16 protein-coding genes are annotated in these 14,044 nt (G+C 55.3%); 7 read left to right on the forward strand and 9 right to left on the reverse strand.

The genetic code is table 11. The features are described 5' to 3' along the window. Position 1 precedes the first annotated feature (1 nt). Entirely contained in the window at positions 2-1,462 is a 1,461-nt protein-coding gene (ftsY, locus tag LOC22_RS09270) for a signal recognition particle-docking protein FtsY (protein ID WP_015571476.1), read from the reverse strand. A gap of 127 nt (positions 1,463-1,589) precedes the next feature. Here ftsY and rsmD point away from each other — a divergent pair, with 127 nt between their 5' ends. Together rsmD and LOC22_RS09280 are read left to right on the forward strand one after the other, a co-directional pair. Then, positions 1,590-2,192 (forward strand): 16S rRNA (guanine(966)-N(2))-methyltransferase, encoded by a 603-nt coding sequence (gene rsmD, locus LOC22_RS09275; protein WP_015571477.1) that lies wholly within the window; start codon positions 1,590-1,592, stop codon positions 2,190-2,192. Beyond that, a complete protein-coding gene (locus LOC22_RS09280) occupies positions 2,176-2,457 on the forward strand; it encodes a DUF1145 family protein (RefSeq protein WP_017384124.1) in 282 nt (93 codons plus the stop codon). The genes rsmD and LOC22_RS09280 overlap by 17 nt, the downstream gene beginning before the upstream one ends. A gap of 50 nt (positions 2,458-2,507) precedes the next feature. On the opposite strand, the gene LOC22_RS09285 is transcribed toward LOC22_RS09280, so the two are convergent. The 4 genes from LOC22_RS09285 to LOC22_RS09300 all read right to left on the reverse strand — a co-directional run bounded on the left by LOC22_RS09285 (position 2,508) and on the right by LOC22_RS09300 (position 4,981). Further along, complete coding sequence (locus LOC22_RS09285) at positions 2,508-3,014, reverse strand: DUF1240 domain-containing protein (RefSeq protein WP_230239499.1); 507 nt, start codon at positions 3,012-3,014, stop codon at positions 2,508-2,510. Between the two features lies 1 nt (position 3,015). Further along, a complete protein-coding gene (locus tag LOC22_RS09290) occupies positions 3,016-3,897 on the reverse strand; it encodes a hypothetical protein (RefSeq protein ID WP_227789233.1) in 882 nt (293 codons plus the stop codon). 6 nt (positions 3,898-3,903) lie between these two features. Further along, a complete protein-coding gene (locus LOC22_RS09295; RefSeq protein ID WP_045341613.1) occupies positions 3,904-4,383 on the reverse strand; it encodes an Hcp family type VI secretion system effector in 480 nt (159 codons plus the stop codon). 238 nt (positions 4,384-4,621) lie between these two features. After that, on the reverse strand, positions 4,622-4,981 hold the full coding sequence (locus tag LOC22_RS09300) for a DUF2500 domain-containing protein (protein WP_045142179.1): 360 nt from the start codon (positions 4,979-4,981) through the stop codon (positions 4,622-4,624). Between the two features lie 129 nt (positions 4,982-5,110). On the opposite strand from LOC22_RS09300, the gene LOC22_RS09305 reads away from it, so the two are divergent. Together LOC22_RS09305 and zntA are read left to right on the forward strand one after the other, a co-directional pair. After that, complete coding sequence (locus LOC22_RS09305; RefSeq protein WP_032669031.1) at positions 5,111-5,737, forward strand: lysoplasmalogenase; 627 nt, start codon at positions 5,111-5,113, stop codon at positions 5,735-5,737. Positions 5,738-5,813: 76 nt separating this feature from the next. Continuing rightward, the gene (gene zntA, locus LOC22_RS09310; protein WP_230239500.1) at positions 5,814-7,985 is read left to right on the forward strand and encodes a Zn(II)/Cd(II)/Pb(II) translocating P-type ATPase ZntA; all 2,172 of its coding nucleotides are present in this window, start codon (positions 5,814-5,816) and stop codon (positions 7,983-7,985) included. A 99-nt stretch (positions 7,986-8,084) separates the two neighbouring features. On the opposite strand, the gene LOC22_RS09315 is transcribed toward zntA, so the two are convergent. The 4 genes from LOC22_RS09315 to tusA form a co-directional block, all read right to left on the reverse strand. Then, positions 8,085-9,371, reverse strand: a complete 1,287-nt coding sequence (locus LOC22_RS09315; protein WP_015571481.1) for a TRAP transporter large permease — start codon at positions 9,369-9,371, stop codon at positions 8,085-8,087. Between the two features lie 10 nt (positions 9,372-9,381). Continuing rightward, the gene (locus LOC22_RS09320; protein ID WP_015571482.1) at positions 9,382-9,891 is read right to left on the reverse strand and encodes a TRAP transporter small permease; all 510 of its coding nucleotides are present in this window, start codon (positions 9,889-9,891) and stop codon (positions 9,382-9,384) included. Positions 9,892-9,903: 12 nt separating this feature from the next. After that, entirely contained in the window at positions 9,904-10,875 is a 972-nt protein-coding gene (locus LOC22_RS09325; RefSeq protein ID WP_045333892.1) for a TRAP transporter substrate-binding protein, read from the reverse strand. A gap of 233 nt (positions 10,876-11,108) precedes the next feature. Continuing rightward, positions 11,109-11,351, reverse strand: coding sequence for a sulfurtransferase TusA (gene tusA / locus LOC22_RS09330; RefSeq protein WP_000130627.1), 243 nt, complete (start codon positions 11,349-11,351; stop codon positions 11,109-11,111). 169 nt (positions 11,352-11,520) lie between these two features. Between tusA and LOC22_RS09335 the strand changes: the two genes are divergently transcribed. The 3 genes from LOC22_RS09335 to LOC22_RS09345 all read left to right on the forward strand — a co-directional run bounded on the left by LOC22_RS09335 (position 11,521) and on the right by LOC22_RS09345 (position 14,001). Then, the gene (locus tag LOC22_RS09335; protein WP_003861274.1) at positions 11,521-12,186 is read left to right on the forward strand and encodes a 7-cyano-7-deazaguanine/7-aminomethyl-7-deazaguanine transporter; all 666 of its coding nucleotides are present in this window, start codon (positions 11,521-11,523) and stop codon (positions 12,184-12,186) included. A 72-nt stretch (positions 12,187-12,258) separates the two neighbouring features. Next, a complete protein-coding gene (locus tag LOC22_RS09340; protein WP_003861272.1) occupies positions 12,259-12,816 on the forward strand; it encodes a DcrB family lipoprotein in 558 nt (185 codons plus the stop codon). A 135-nt stretch (positions 12,817-12,951) separates the two neighbouring features. Further along, positions 12,952-14,001 (forward strand): AI-2E family transporter, encoded by a 1,050-nt coding sequence (locus LOC22_RS09345; RefSeq protein WP_003861270.1) that lies wholly within the window; start codon positions 12,952-12,954, stop codon positions 13,999-14,001. The last annotated feature ends 43 nt before the right edge of the window (positions 14,002-14,044 follow it).

Here is a 14,044-nt window from a genome sequence, read left to right on the forward strand (position 1 = left end):
GTTAGTCCTCTCGGGCAAATAGTGCCTCAATAAAGTCGTCCGCTTTAAACGGACGTAAATCCTCAATACGCTCGCCCACACCGATGTAACGGATAGGAATGCCGAACTGGTCGGCCACGGAGAAGATCACCCCGCCTTTCGCGGTCCCGTCCAGCTTGGTCAGCGCGATCCCGGTCAGTCCTACCGCTTCATGGAACAGTTTCGCCTGGCTGATGGCGTTCTGTCCGGTGCTGGCATCGATAGTCAGCATAATTTCATGCGGTGCATCTTCGTCCAGCTTCTTCATGACGCGAACGATTTTCTTCAGCTCTTCCATCAGGTGCGATTTGTTCTGCAAACGCCCTGCGGTATCCGCAATCAGCACGTCCACGTTACGCGACTTCGCCGCCTGGATGGCATCGAAAATCACGGACGCGGAATCCGCGCCGGTGTGCTGAGCAATAACCGGAATATTGTTGCGCTGGCCCCACACCTGAAGCTGTTCCACCGCTGCCGCACGGAAGGTATCGCCCGCCGCCAGCATCACCGATTTGCCCTGCTGCTCAAACTGGCGCGCCAGCTTGCCGATGGTGGTGGTTTTGCCCACGCCGTTGACGCCAACCATCAGGATAACAAACGGCATTTTGCCTTCAATATTAAGCGGTTCGTCAACTTTTGCGAGAATTTCACCCATCTCGTCTTTCAGCAGGCCGTACAGCGCCTCGGCGTCACGCAGCTGTTTGCGGCTCGCCCCTTCGGTCAGGTTGGCGATGATCTTCCGGGTGGTTTCCACGCCCACGTCCGCAATCAGCAGTTGCTCTTCCAGCTCCTCAAACAGATCGTCGTCGATCTTTTTGCCGCGGAACAGACTGATAAATCCGGAACCTAAGTTTTCTTTGGTTTTGAGCAGGCTGCGCTTCAGGCGCGCGAAGAAACCTTCTTTGGTCGGTTTTTCCTGCTCCTGAACGATCTCTTCTTCGGCCTGCGCTTCCACCGGCACGACGATGACCGCTTCTTCAGCCGCTTCCGCCGCCAGCGCCTGGGCTTCCAGCTCTTCGTCGGTCAGCTCTGGCTCAAGGGCCGCTTCTTCTTCCACCGCCTCAACAATTTCAACGGTTTCCGCTTCGGCCTGCCACTCTTCGGCAGAAACCTCTTCAGCTTTCACCTCTTCCGGCAGCGGCAGCTCTTCGTGTTCGATAGTGGCCTGCGGCGCTTCGTTAAGGGTTTCAACGATAACCGGCTCTGGTTTTTCGCTCTCCTGAACCTGTTCAGTAACCTCAACCACCTCTTCGGCAAAGGATTCAATCTCTTCTTTGCTGTGGGCTGGCTCTTCCGCTTCGACAACCGCAGCGGTTTCGACAGGCGTTTCAGGCTGTGACGGCTCTTCTACAACCTGCTGTTCTTCGGTTTTCTGTTCTGTTTCTTGCTCTTTTTCACCGAAACCCAACCAGGAAAAGAAGCCACGTTTTTTTTGTTTTGCCATCTGCGACTACACTCCTCGCGGCGCTATATACAGGGAAGCTAAAAAAATGATGAAATAGTCTAACACTTTACTTAATTGACATCACCGCCCGCAATCGCAGGGCAATGGTTAACAGAGCTTTCCTGAGATGAAGAAACCCACCCGCGCCCCGGCCGGTCAAATTCGCATTATCGGCGGTCAGTGGCGAGGCCGGAAATTACCGGTGCCGGACAGCCCCGGTTTACGCCCCACCACGGACCGCGTTCGCGAGACGCTGTTTAACTGGCTCGCCCCGTCTATGGTAGACGCCAACTGCCTGGACTGCTTCGCCGGAAGCGGTGCATTAGGGCTGGAAGCGCTGTCGCGTTATGCCGCCAGCGCCACGCTGCTGGAGATGGAGCGCGGCGTCGCGCAGACGTTGCAGCAAAATCTGGCTACGCTGAAGGCAACCAACGCGAAAGTGGTGAATACCAACACGCTGAGCTTCCTCGCCCAACAGGGGACACCCTTCAACGTGGTGTTTGTTGACCCGCCGTTCCGTAAAGGGCTGCTGGAAGAGACATTATCGTTGCTGGAAAAAAATGGCTGGCTGGCAGACGACGCGCTGATTTACGTTGAAAGCGAAGTGGAAAATGGCCTGCCGCCCGTTCCCGTTCACTGGGATCTACACCGCGAGAAGGTCGCCGGCCAGGTGGCTTATCGTCTGTATCACCGTCAGGCACAAGGAGGATCCGATGCCAGTACTGATTAACGTAGGGCGCGTGCTGATGCTGTGCGTCTGGGCATTTTTGATTTTGAATCTGGTGCACCCGTTCCCGCGTCCGCTGAATATCTTTATTAACGTGGCGCTGATTTTTACCGCGTTCATGCATGCCTTGCAGATGGTGATGCTGAAAAACGGTCTGCCGAAAGATGGCCCACCGATGACCGGCTGGCAGCAGCTGCGGGTGTTTATTTTCGGCGTGTTTGAGCTGCTGGTGTGGATGAAGAAGTTTAAGGCGCAGGTGAAGAAGTAAGGTGCGCTATTGCCCGGTGGCGCGCAGCGATCCGGGCCTACGAAACACCATCACTGTGACGATACGCCGTCCAGCTGGTCATTCAGTTTTTTGATATCTCTGGCTCTTGTTTTAAGCAAGTATTTTACCTGCGTGCAAATCTCTTCCGTTCTGGTGTAATACGTTCCCGAAAAGGGCCCAGGACGTTCACATAAGACATAGTTGGTTCCCAGGGGATAAAATATGACGATAAACGAGAGAATGTTGCCAATAACAAATCCTGCACCGATAACGTGAAAACCGACGATAATGCCTTTGGCGAAGAAGCTGGGTGGCTCCATGTTTTTCGTAAAAGTCATATAGACAATAACCAAAACGAAACAACAAGCAACCGGGAAAACAAACAACATAATAAAAGAACCCCAAAAAAAATAAATAATGCTTCTGGATTCAATGATATCGGTTATATCTGGTACGCTAGCCCAATAAAAACCCCAAGCAAAAATACCAAAAAAGAAGATACAGAAAAATAAAAAGCACCTTCTTTTAATTTTATTAAGATTAATGTTAACGCTCATATCAGTAATTCTCCCAGTAAAATGAACTACCATTTACTGAGTTTCGAGCGTTCCACTCTGCGATTTTTTGCTGCTCTTTCATACCCTTTTTTATACAATCTATAAGTTTGTTTGATAAATCATACTGTTTGTCCAGCCCATTGAGCGCATTGGCAATAGCTATACCTATTACAACCACACAGACTATTTGCCCCCAAACCGGAACAGCTACACTCGCTATAAATGGTGATATAGCCAACGAGATCCCTTCCCCAACCAATCTCGAAACAAAAACCCCCACAATAACTTTCGCCACATCCATCGTCACATTCCCCAGGAATGCGGCGACGTCATGGTCAGATTTGAAGATCAACTCAACCAACCGCCAGCATGCGGAAAACCAGATGCAGAATCGGGCTCCTGACATAATGCCGTTTTGAAACCCGACGCTACCAATGCCAACCTCAAGCACTTTGGGATGATTAATCCGGTAACGGGTTCCGTTAAGAATGCGTCGCAGAGAAGGGTAGCCCGTAATCTTCACATACATTTTTCCCTGATAAGCATACTGCGTTGCTTTGATCCCAAGACCTTTTAAAGTGAAAACAATCTTTCCGGCCTGCTGATAAGAAAATAGCTTCGACAGATTCTTAGTCGCAGAAACCGTCTCTTTGATGTTACCGGCATAGGTAGTAGAAAAGCCAACAGGCTGACTACCTAACAAATCGTCAATCACACCCTGCGCCTCGTCAGGCGTGAGCAGCATAATGTGGTTGGCATTGTTGCCCAGGCTATTTTTCAGCTGCTTGATTTCATTTTCGAAACGCAAATTACGCTGCCAGTTATTTCCTCTGAGAATATCTTCACGATGATCCCCTATCCAGTCATTATAACCTTCCATCATGGGTCCTTAAAAAATTCGCTCATCCCAGATACTGTAGGCGCTGGTTCCAGCAATACGATGCTCCCAGGCAATAGATTCGTATGACAATTCGATCATTTCTTCTGGCTGACCCGCACTGTCATCAATGGTATGCGGCACCTGTAGATGGAAGCTGGATATTCTGGCATTAATCAGTTTTAGTGAGTAATAGCATTCGTTTAAACCAGTCTGACTGGTGCGATAAAAGCTAAATTCACAGCTTAGCGTTTCATTGTCAGTAATGGCTTTCCCCAACAACGGCGAGGATTTATCCACAGGTTTAATAAACGTCAAACACTGATGATTTACATTTTGCGCCCGACTCATTCCATGATTAATTGCCATGACCATAATCTGATCTCGATGGGCAGGCTGTGATTTATTCCCTATTGAATCTATCGAAGCACATCCAGCAGAAATCATTCCCTGCGATTGTCCCTTCAACGTCAACCACATTGTATTCGCCATCTAAATACCTTATCCATTTGAATTATAAATTTATATATTCATACAATAACAATGATAAGATCATATTAAGAAATGCTGGGTAAGATAGTGATGCAAACGATATTTTAAGTCACTAATGGGAATATAAAACAGAATATTTTTTATAAAACATAAACCACAATTATATTTACTCCACGCTATATATATCTATTGAATTTACGATCGGCACTGGTAAGAAGACTCAGCGCCGATCAACAGATTACTGCTCCGCCATGAACCCTTCAAACCGCGACCCTTTGTAACTCAGCGTGCCTTTCTCCCCCACCGTCAGCTGGTGGTACTGCTGCGCCTCCAGGCGGAAGGTCATCTCCAGCCCGCCGGTTTCCGGCTTAAAGCTCGCTTCATAGCGCATCGTTGTGCCCGCTGGCGTCACCTGCTGCTGGCGGGAGCGGCGGTCGTTAAGCGGCTTCTCACGCTTGTTCGTCACCACCACGCGCTTTTGCATCAGTGGCGCGGCGTCATTGTCGGCCTTCTCACGGCGCTGCTGCACGAAGCGAAACGAGGCGGCAATGACGATAATCGCCACCACGATAATGAAAAACAGCGGCATCTTGCTCATTGAAAAATCCCATCAGATTATGCGGAATTCAGGATACCTCGCCTGCCCCGGCATTGCCAAACGCCCGCTCGCGTCACTACACTGGATCAGGAACTGATCATTCAGCCTCAACAGTTACAGGGAGTTAATATGCTTTGGTCATTTATCGCTGTCTGTTTTTCCGCATGGCTTTACGTCGATGCGTCCTACCGTGGCCCAGCCTGGCAGCGCTGGTTGTTTAAACCCGTCACGCTATTACTCCTGCTGTTGCTTGCCTGGCAGGCCCCGATGTTTAACGCCGTTAGCTATCTTGTCCTCGCGGGGCTGTGTGCTTCCCTGATTGGCGATGCCTTAACCCTGCTGCCGCGTCAGCGCCTGCTGTACGCCGTGGGGGCGTTCTTCCTGTCGCATCTGCTCTATACCATCTACTTTGCCAGCCAGATGACGCTCTCCTTCTTCTGGCCGCTGCCGCTGGTGCTGCTGGTGATTGGCGCCCTGATGATCGCGGTAATCTGGTCGCGTCTGGAAGAGATGCGTCTGCCGGTCTGTACGTTTATCGCCATGACGCTGGTGATGGTGTGGCTGGCGGGCGAGCTGTGGTTCTTCCGTCCGACGGCGCCTGCGATGTCTGCGTTCTTCGGTGCCGCACTGTTGCTGTTGGGTAATATCGTCTGGCTGGGCAGCCACTATCGCCGCCGCTTCCGTGCGGATAATGCGATTTCCGCCGCCTGTTACTTTGCCGGGCACTTCCTGATTGTGCGTTCGCTGTATATCTAAATAACGCTTGACTCTGGAGTCGACTCCAGAGTGTATGCTGCGGTTAATGAGAAAATTATCATTACCGGAGACTGCCATGTCGACTCCAGAAACACCTAAAAAAGTTCCCCAATTCTCGGCACTTAAGCTCAGCCCGGTTCCGCCAAAAGAGGACTGCTGCTGCGAGGGCGCGTGCGAAACCCGGACCGAAGCGCTGCCTGAAAACGGCAATCACTACAGCTGGGTGGTCAACGGCATGGACTGCGCGGCCTGCGCCCGCAAAGTGGAAAATGCAGTGAAGCAGGTGCCGGGTGTGAACCACGTTCAGGTGCTGTTCGCTACCGAAAAGCTGCTGGTCAGCGCCGAAAACGACGTCAGCAGACAGGTTGAAGCCGCCGTCAGCAAAGCGGGTTATACCCTGTGCAGCGAAACGGCGCCCGCAGAAAAAACGTCCCCGCTAAAAGAAAATCTGCCCCTTATGACCCTCATCATCATGATGGCCCTGAGCTGGGGGCTGGAGCAAATCAACCACCCGCTCGGCAGCCTGGCGTTTATCGCCACCACGCTGGTTGGCCTGTTCCCGATTGCGCGTCAGGCGCTGCGTCTGATGAGAAGCGGCAGCTGGTTTGCCATCGAAACGCTGATGAGCGTGGCGGCTATCGGGGCGCTGTTTATTGGCGCGACGGCGGAAGCGGCGATGGTGCTGCTGCTGTTCTTAATTGGCGAACGCCTTGAGGGCTGGGCGGCGAGTCGGGCGCGTAAAGGGGTGAGCGCGCTGATGGCACTGAAGCCGGAAACCGCCACGCGGGTTATTCATGGTCAGCGTGAAACGGTCGCCATCAATACCCTGCGCCCGGGCGACGTGATTGAAGTGCCCGCAGGCGGACGTCTGCCAGCCGATGGGGCCCTCATTACCGCCACCGCGAGCTTTGACGAAAGCGCCCTGACCGGGGAATCCATCCCGGTAGCGCGCGCGGCAGGTGAAAAGGTGCCTGCGGGCGCCACCAGCGTCGACCGACTGGTGCTGCTGACGGTCCTTTCCGAACCGGGCGACAGCGCCATCGACCGCATCCTCAGGCTGATAGAAGAAGCCGAGGAGCGCCGCGCGCCGGTAGAACGCTTTATCGATCGCTTCAGCCGGATTTACACCCCCGCCATCATGCTGGTGGCGCTGCTGGTCACCGTCGTCCCGCCGCTGTTCTTCGGCGCGCCGTGGGAGGGCTGGATTTACAAAGGGCTGACGCTGCTGCTGATCGGCTGTCCGTGTGCGCTGGTGATCTCCACCCCGGCGGCGATTACCTCAGGGCTGGCGGCGGCGGCACGTCGCGGGGCGCTGATTAAGGGCGGCGCGGCGCTGGAACAGCTGAGCCAGGTTCAGCACATCGCCTTCGATAAAACCGGCACGCTGACCGTCGGCAAGCCGCAGGTGACCGGCGTGTATCCGCAGGACATCAGTGAAGACGCCCTGCTGACGCTGGCCGCTGCCGTGGAGCAGGGCTCCACCCACCCTCTGGCGCAGGCGATTGTGCGTGAAGCGAAGGGGCGCGGGCTGACCATCCCTCCGGCAACCGCCCAGCGAGCGCTGGTCGGGTCAGGGATTGAGGCTGTGGTCGAAGGCAAAAAAGTGCTGATCGCCGCGGCAGGCGCGTTCCCGAATCCACAGGTTGAGACATTAGAGCAGGCCGGGCAGACGGTCGTTGCCGTGATGCAGGACGGTGTACCGATGGGCATGCTGGCGCTGCGCGACACCCTGCGTGACGATGCGAAAGACGCCGTCGACGCGCTGCACAGGCTGGGGGTACAGGGCGTGATCCTGACCGGTGATAACCCGCGTGCGGCGGCGGCGATTGCCGGCGAGCTGGGGCTGGAGTTTAAGGCCGGATTGTTGCCTGCGGATAAAGTCAGCGCGGTAACCGAGCTGAACGGTCATGCCCCGCTGGCGATGGTCGGGGACGGGATAAACGATGCCCCGGCAATGAAGGCTTCCACCATCGGCATTGCGATGGGCAGCGGCACCGATGTGGCGCTGGAGACGGCGGATGCGGCGCTGACCCACAACCGCCTGACCGGGCTGGCGCAGATGATAGATCTTGCGCGGGCGACGCGGGCCAATATTCGGCAGAACATCGGCATTGCGCTGGGTCTGAAGGGGATTTTCCTGGTCACCACGCTGCTCGGCATGACCGGACTGTGGCTGGCGGTACTGGCGGATACGGGGGCGACGGTGCTGGTGACGGCGAACGCGTTGCGGCTGTTGCGCCGTCGGTAAAAATGCCCGGTGGCGGCTACGCCTTACCGGGCCTACAACATCTCCGAACCGTAACCGTAGGCCGGGTAAGGCGTAGCCGCCACCCGGCATAAAACGGCGTCACTGCATCCCTAGCACCCCCGGCAACCACAATGATATCGCCGGGATGTACGTCACCATCCCCAGCACCACCAGCAACATACCGTAAAACGGCAGCATCGCCCGCACCACGTGCTCGATCTTCTGCTTACTCACCGCGCTCGCCACGAACAGCACCGACCCGACCGGCGGCGTGATCAGCCCAATCCCCAGGTTCACCATCATGATCATCCCGAAATGTACCGGGTCGATCCCCAGCGAGTTGGTCACCGGCAGCAGCACCGGGGTCAGGATCAGGATGATCGGCGCCATGTCCATTAGCGTGCCAATCAGCAGCAGCATGATGTTGAGGTACATGAGGATCACGTATTTGTTATCGGACAGCGACGTGAAGAATTCGGTGATGCGCATCGGCAGCTGCATGTAGGTCATTACCGCGCCAAACGCCGCGGCAAAGCCAATCAAAATCATCACGATGGTGACGGTTTTCACCGTGCGGCACATCAGCTTCGGCAGTTCATTCCACTTGTAATCGCGGTAGATGAACATGGTGACGAAGAACGCCCACAGGCAGGCCACAGCGGCAGATTCGGTCGCCGTGAATATCCCGGACAAGATCCCGCCGAGGATAATCACCACCGTCATCAGCCCCCACAGGGCATCGAGCATGATTTTCAGCGCCTGCCTGAACGGGATTTTGTCCCCCTTCGGATAGCCGCGCTTGCGGGCGAAGCACAGGCAGAGCACCATCAGGCTCACGCCCAGCAGCAGGCCCGGCAGCACGCCCGCGATAAACAGCGTGGCGATGGAGACCGTTCCCCCTGCCGCCAGGGAGTAAATCACCGAGTTGTGGCTGGGCGGGATCAGGATCGCCTGCACCGACCCGCTGGCCGTCACCGCCGCCGCGTATTCGCGCGGATAGCCCTTCTTCTCCATCTCCGGGATCATCACGCTGCCGATAGACGCCGTATCCGCCACCGACGAGCCGGAAATCGCGCCGAAGAACGTTGATGCCACGATGTTCACCAGCGACAGCCCGCCGCGAATAAAGCCGACAAAAACGTACGCGAAGTTGACCAGCCGTCGGGCAATGCCCCCTTCCGCCATGATCGCCCCGGCAAGAATGAAGAACGGGATCGCCAGCAGGGTAAATTTATTCACCCCGCTGGTGATCTGGATCATCAACGCCTCCAGCGGCAGATCGATCCACAACGCCCCCGCCACGGCGCTTAACCCGACGGCGAAAGCCACCGGCATCCCCAGCGCCAGCAAAATGGCGAGGGTGAATAACAAAACAAACGCATCCATTGTTCACCCCTTAACTGTGATTGCCGATCAGCACGACCGGACGGTTTTCCTGCGAGCCAAACAGCAGGCGTTCAAGCACAAACAGGATCAAAATGGCCGACCCGACAGGTAGCGGCAGATAGCTTTCGCCGGAGGTCAGAAGCGGAAACTCCGCCACCGGCTGCTCCCACAGCTCGACGCACAGCCAGTAGCTGTACCAGCACATCAGGCCTGAAATCAGCAGCATCAGCAGATCCACCATCCGCGCGCACACTCTTTGCAGCGACGCGGGCAGGCGGTCGGTGAGCATGTTGACCGCAATATGCGACCCGGCGCGGTAGCTCACCGCCGCGCCGATAAAGGTAAACGTCACCATGCAGATAATGGCGATCGGCTCCGGCCAGGATTCGCCGCGATTGAGCACGTAGCGTGAAAAAATGCCGATGGGGATGACAATCGTCATCACCAACAGCGAAATACCCGCCACCGCCATGGCGAACAGATACAGACGGTCCATCCACTTCAGGTAGAGTTCGGACATACGTACTCCGGTTTACTGGACGTCAGCGATGGCTTTCATCAGATCCTGATGCTTATCGCCATACTGCGCGCGCACCGGCTCTGTCGCCTTGATAAACACCGTTTTATCGATGTCGTGGAACTGCACGCCGCCGGCCTTCATTTTCGCCAGCGCCTGGTCGTTATAGGCCTGCCAGAGCTTGCGCTGCTCGAACTGCGCTTCGCGGGCCAGCGTCAGGACTTTTTGCTGCTCGTCGGCGCTGAGCTTGTCCCATTTCACTTTTGAGTACAGGAGCATTTCCGGGGTGATAAAGTGGCCGCTCAGCGTGTAGTTTTTGGCGACCGGCATATAGTTGTGGGCGATAAAGGTTGGCGGGTTGTTCTCCGCGCCGTCGATCACCCCGGTCTGCATGCCGCTGTAAACCTCGCTGACGCCCATCGCCACCGAGTTCGCCCCCATCGCTTTCAGCGTGGCCAGCGCCACCGGGCTGCCCTGCACACGGATTTTCTTCCCTTTCAGATCGTCCGGTTTGACGATCGGCTCTTTGGTGATCAGGTTACGGGTGCCGGAATCCATCCAGCCAAGGAAGACCAGACGCGATTTCGGGTTGGCGGTGAGTTTGTCGCCAATCTGCTTGCCGATATCCCCGTCGATCACCTTGTGCATGTGGTCTTCATCGCGGAATACGTAGGGCAGCGTAAACACTTCGATATCCGGCAGAATGGCAGCCACCGGCGCCATGGAGACGCGGATCATGTCGATCGCCCCCATCTGCGCCTGCTCAATCATCTGCTTTTCATCCCCCAGCACGCCGCCGGGGAAGACCTTAATCTCCAGCTTGCCATCGGTTTGTTGTTTGAGTTTTTCACCCATGTGCTGAACCGCCACCACGTTCGGGTAGCCTTCGGGATGCACATCGGCGGCTTTGATGGTCTGGGCAGAAACGGAGCAGGCAAAAGCAGACAGGCACAGCGCGGCCAGTAACGGCTTGAGGGTCGTTTTCATTGAGTCAACTCCAGGGTAGTGAGATAAGCGTTAAAACGATGTTTTAGTTTTTGACGCTTAAAAATTAGACTACGGCTGGAAAAGGGAGGGTGAAGCGCCTCACAAAAGCGCGAAATTTTGAAACGATGGTTCGAAATTGTGATGAGTACTTGTCGGGTGGCGGCTGCGCCTTACCCGACCTACTACACCCGTAGGCCCGTGCAAGCGAAGCGCCGCCGGGCGTCAGGCCGCACTTACCCCTTACGAATCAAATACCGGTACGGCAAGGTCTCGGTTTGCTGCGCCACCAGTTCATGTTCCATAAAGGTACAAAAGCCGGGGATATCACGGGTGGTAGCCGGGTCGTCAGCGACGATCAGCAGCGTTTCGCCACTCTGCATGTTACGGACGGTTTTACGCACCATCATTACCGGCTCCGGGCAGCGGAGGCCCTGAGCATCAAGCGTGTGGTCTGGGCTGGAAAACAGGTCGGTCATTTTCTTCTCGTTCAGGTAAAAACGGCTGTAGTTTACGCCCCGCTATCGCCAATGCAAACCAGGTTAACGATTGCGTGAAAATTAGCCATTGCAAAGTGTCGTCAAAGCAGTATCATGCGGCGGCTTTATTGGGTTCCCTCACCCCAAATATTAATCAAAAAGGTACAATATGAACTCCTTTACACAATCGCAGCGCGTCAAGGCGTTGTTCTGGCTTTCGCTATTTCATCTGCTGGTGATCATCTCCAGTAACTATCTGGTACAGCTCCCCATCTCCATTTTTGGTTTCCATACCACCTGGGGCGCGTTCAGTTTCCCGTTTATTTTCCTTGCGACGGATTTAACCGTGCGTATTTTTGGCGCACCGCTGGCGCGGCGGATTATTTTTGCGGTGATGATCCCGGCACTGTTTGTCTCCTACGCCATCTCCTCGCTGTTTTACATGGGCAGCTGGCAGGGCTTCGAAGCGCTGACGCACTTCAACCTGTTCGTCGCACGTATTGCCACCGCCAGCTTTATGGCTTATGCCCTGGGGCAGATCCTCGATGTCCACGTGTTTAACCGCCTGCGTCAAAACCATCGCTGGTGGATGGCACCAACGGCCTCCACGCTGTTCGGTAACGTGAGCGATACGCTGGCCTTCTTCTTCATCGCCTTCTGGCGCAGCCCGGACGCCTTCATGGCAGAACACTGGATGGAAATCGCTCTGGTGGACTACGCCTTTAAGGTGCTTATCAGCCTGGTCTTCTTCCTACCGATGTACGGCGTACTGTTGAATATGCTGCTGAAAAGGCTGGCAGATAAATCTGAAATCTCCGCATTGCAGGCAGGTTAAGGGTTCGCTTTATCAGTTGTGATAAGATGAACGAATGAGCCGTTATGGCCGTTTATCGAAAGGAAGAAGTCAATGCGCAATCTGGTTAAATATGTCGGGATTGGCCTGCTGGTTGTTGGCCTTGCAGCCTGTGATAACAGCGACACCAAAACGCCTGCTCAGGGCGCGTCAGCAGAAAGCAACGCCACTGGTCAGCCGGTGAGCCTGATGGATGGCAAACTCAGTTTCTCTCTGCCCGCGGACATGACCGACCAGAGCGGTAAGCTGGGCACCCAGGCGAACAATATGCACGTCTATTCCGATGCCACCGGCCAAAAAGCGGTGATTGTGATCGTCGGTGACGATACCAGCGAAGATCTTGGCGTGCTGGCTAAACGCCTGGAAGATCAGCAGCGCAGCCGCGACCCGCAGCTTCAGGTGGTCACCAACAAGTCTGTTGAACTGAAAGGCCACACGCTGCAACAGCTGGACAGCATCATCTCTGCCAAAGGCCAGACCGCCTACTCCTCCGTGGTGCTAGGCAAGGTGGACAATAAACTGCTGACCATGCAGATCACCCTGCCGGCAGACAATCAGCAGAAAGCGCAGACCGCCGCTGAAAACATCATTAACACCCTCGTGATCCAGTAATCGTTCACCAGGATGCCGTGGCCTCCGTCGCTTGCGCCGGGGGCCATTTTTTTGCCACGACTTTCAGACTAACACGCCAGACGAAGCCCATCCGGCGCACTACAATTAACACGCCCCCCGGAAAAAGGAATTCTTATGACTGCCAGCCCGCCCGACAAAGCCGGACTTCATATTTTATTAAAACTTGCCTGCCTGGTGGTTATCCTTGCGGGTATCCACGCGGCGGCGGATATCATTGTTCAGCTTCTGCTGGCGCTGTTTTTCGCCATTGTGCTCAACCCGCTGGTGACATGGTTTTTACGCCGGGGCATCAGCCGCCCGGTCGCGATTACCATTGTGGTGATGGTGATGCTGGTTGTCCTGACGGCGCTGTTCGGCGTGCTCGCCGCCTCGCTGAGCGAATTTTCCACCATGCTGCCGCAGTACAATAAAGAGCTGACGCGCAAGCTGGTCGATCTTCAGCGCATGTTGCCGTTCGTGAATCTGCATATCTCACCGGAACGGATGCTGCGTCGGATGGATTCCGAGAAGGTGATGACCTACGCCACCACGTTGATGACCGGGCTTTCCGGGGCAATGGCCAGCATTCTGCTGCTGGTGATGACGGTGGTGTTTATGCTGTTCGAAGTACGCCACGTGCCGTATAAACTGCGTTTTGCCCTGAACAATCCTCAGATCCACATTGCCGGCTTGCACCGTGCGCTGAAGGGCGTATCCAAATATCTGGCGCTGAAAACGCTGTTAAGCCTGTGGACCGGCGTGATCGTCTGGCTGGGGCTGGTACTGCTGGACGTGCAGTTCGCGCTGATGTGGGGCGTGCTGGCCTTTTTACTAAACTACGTACCCAATATCGGCGCGGTGCTTTCCGCCGTTCCGCCGATGATCCAGGCGTTCCTGTTTAACGGTTTTTATGAGTGCATGCTGGTAGGGGCGCTGTTCCTTGTCGTGCATATGGTGCTGGGTAACATTCTTGAGCCGCGCATGATGGGCCACCGTCTGGGCATGTCGACGATGGTGGTGTTTTTATCGTTACTGATCTGGGGATGGCTGCTGGGTCCGGTGGGCATGCTGCTCTCCGTGCCGCTCACCAGCGTCTGTAAAATCTGGATGGAAACCACGAAAGGAGGCAGTAAACTCGCCATTCTTCTGGGTCCGGGTCGGCCAAAAAGCCGTTTGCCGGGATAACCGGGTGGAAAGGGTCAAAAGTGACGTTTATTCGCCAGCGCGA

This window comes from Enterobacter sp. AN-K1, from assembly GCF_020971765.1.
Taxonomy (GTDB): Bacteria; Pseudomonadota; Gammaproteobacteria; order Enterobacterales; family Enterobacteriaceae; genus Enterobacter; species Enterobacter hormaechei_C.

Bases quoted from the DNA above. Each gene is read 5' to 3' on its own strand.
- ftsY (WP_015571476.1), bottom strand. From the start codon at position 1,462: ATGGCAAAACAAAAAAAACGTGGCTTCTTTTCCTGGTTGGGTTTCGGT.
- rsmD (WP_015571477.1), top strand. From the start codon at position 1,590: ATGAAGAAACCCACCCGCGCCCCGGCCGGTCAAATTCGCATTATCGGC.
- LOC22_RS09280 (WP_017384124.1), top strand. From the start codon at position 2,176: ATGCCAGTACTGATTAACGTAGGGCGCGTGCTGATGCTGTGCGTCTGG.
- LOC22_RS09285 (WP_230239499.1), bottom strand. From the start codon at position 3,014: ATGAGCGTTAACATTAATCTTAATAAAATTAAAAGAAGGTGCTTTTTA.
- LOC22_RS09290 (WP_227789233.1), bottom strand. From the start codon at position 3,897: ATGATGGAAGGTTATAATGACTGGATAGGGGATCATCGTGAAGATATT.
- LOC22_RS09295 (WP_045341613.1), bottom strand. From the start codon at position 4,383: ATGGCGAATACAATGTGGTTGACGTTGAAGGGACAATCGCAGGGAATG.
- LOC22_RS09300 (WP_045142179.1), bottom strand. From the start codon at position 4,981: ATGAGCAAGATGCCGCTGTTTTTCATTATCGTGGTGGCGATTATCGTC.
- LOC22_RS09305 (WP_032669031.1), top strand. From the start codon at position 5,111: ATGCTTTGGTCATTTATCGCTGTCTGTTTTTCCGCATGGCTTTACGTC.
- zntA (WP_230239500.1), top strand. From the start codon at position 5,814: ATGTCGACTCCAGAAACACCTAAAAAAGTTCCCCAATTCTCGGCACTT.
- LOC22_RS09315 (WP_015571481.1), bottom strand. From the start codon at position 9,371: ATGGATGCGTTTGTTTTGTTATTCACCCTCGCCATTTTGCTGGCGCTG.
- LOC22_RS09320 (WP_015571482.1), bottom strand. From the start codon at position 9,891: ATGTCCGAACTCTACCTGAAGTGGATGGACCGTCTGTATCTGTTCGCC.
- LOC22_RS09325 (WP_045333892.1), bottom strand. From the start codon at position 10,875: ATGAAAACGACCCTCAAGCCGTTACTGGCCGCGCTGTGCCTGTCTGCT.
- tusA (WP_000130627.1), bottom strand. From the start codon at position 11,351: ATGACCGACCTGTTTTCCAGCCCAGACCACACGCTTGATGCTCAGGGC.
- LOC22_RS09335 (WP_003861274.1), top strand. From the start codon at position 11,521: ATGAACTCCTTTACACAATCGCAGCGCGTCAAGGCGTTGTTCTGGCTT.
- LOC22_RS09340 (WP_003861272.1), top strand. From the start codon at position 12,259: ATGCGCAATCTGGTTAAATATGTCGGGATTGGCCTGCTGGTTGTTGGC.
- LOC22_RS09345 (WP_003861270.1), top strand. From the start codon at position 12,952: ATGACTGCCAGCCCGCCCGACAAAGCCGGACTTCATATTTTATTAAAA.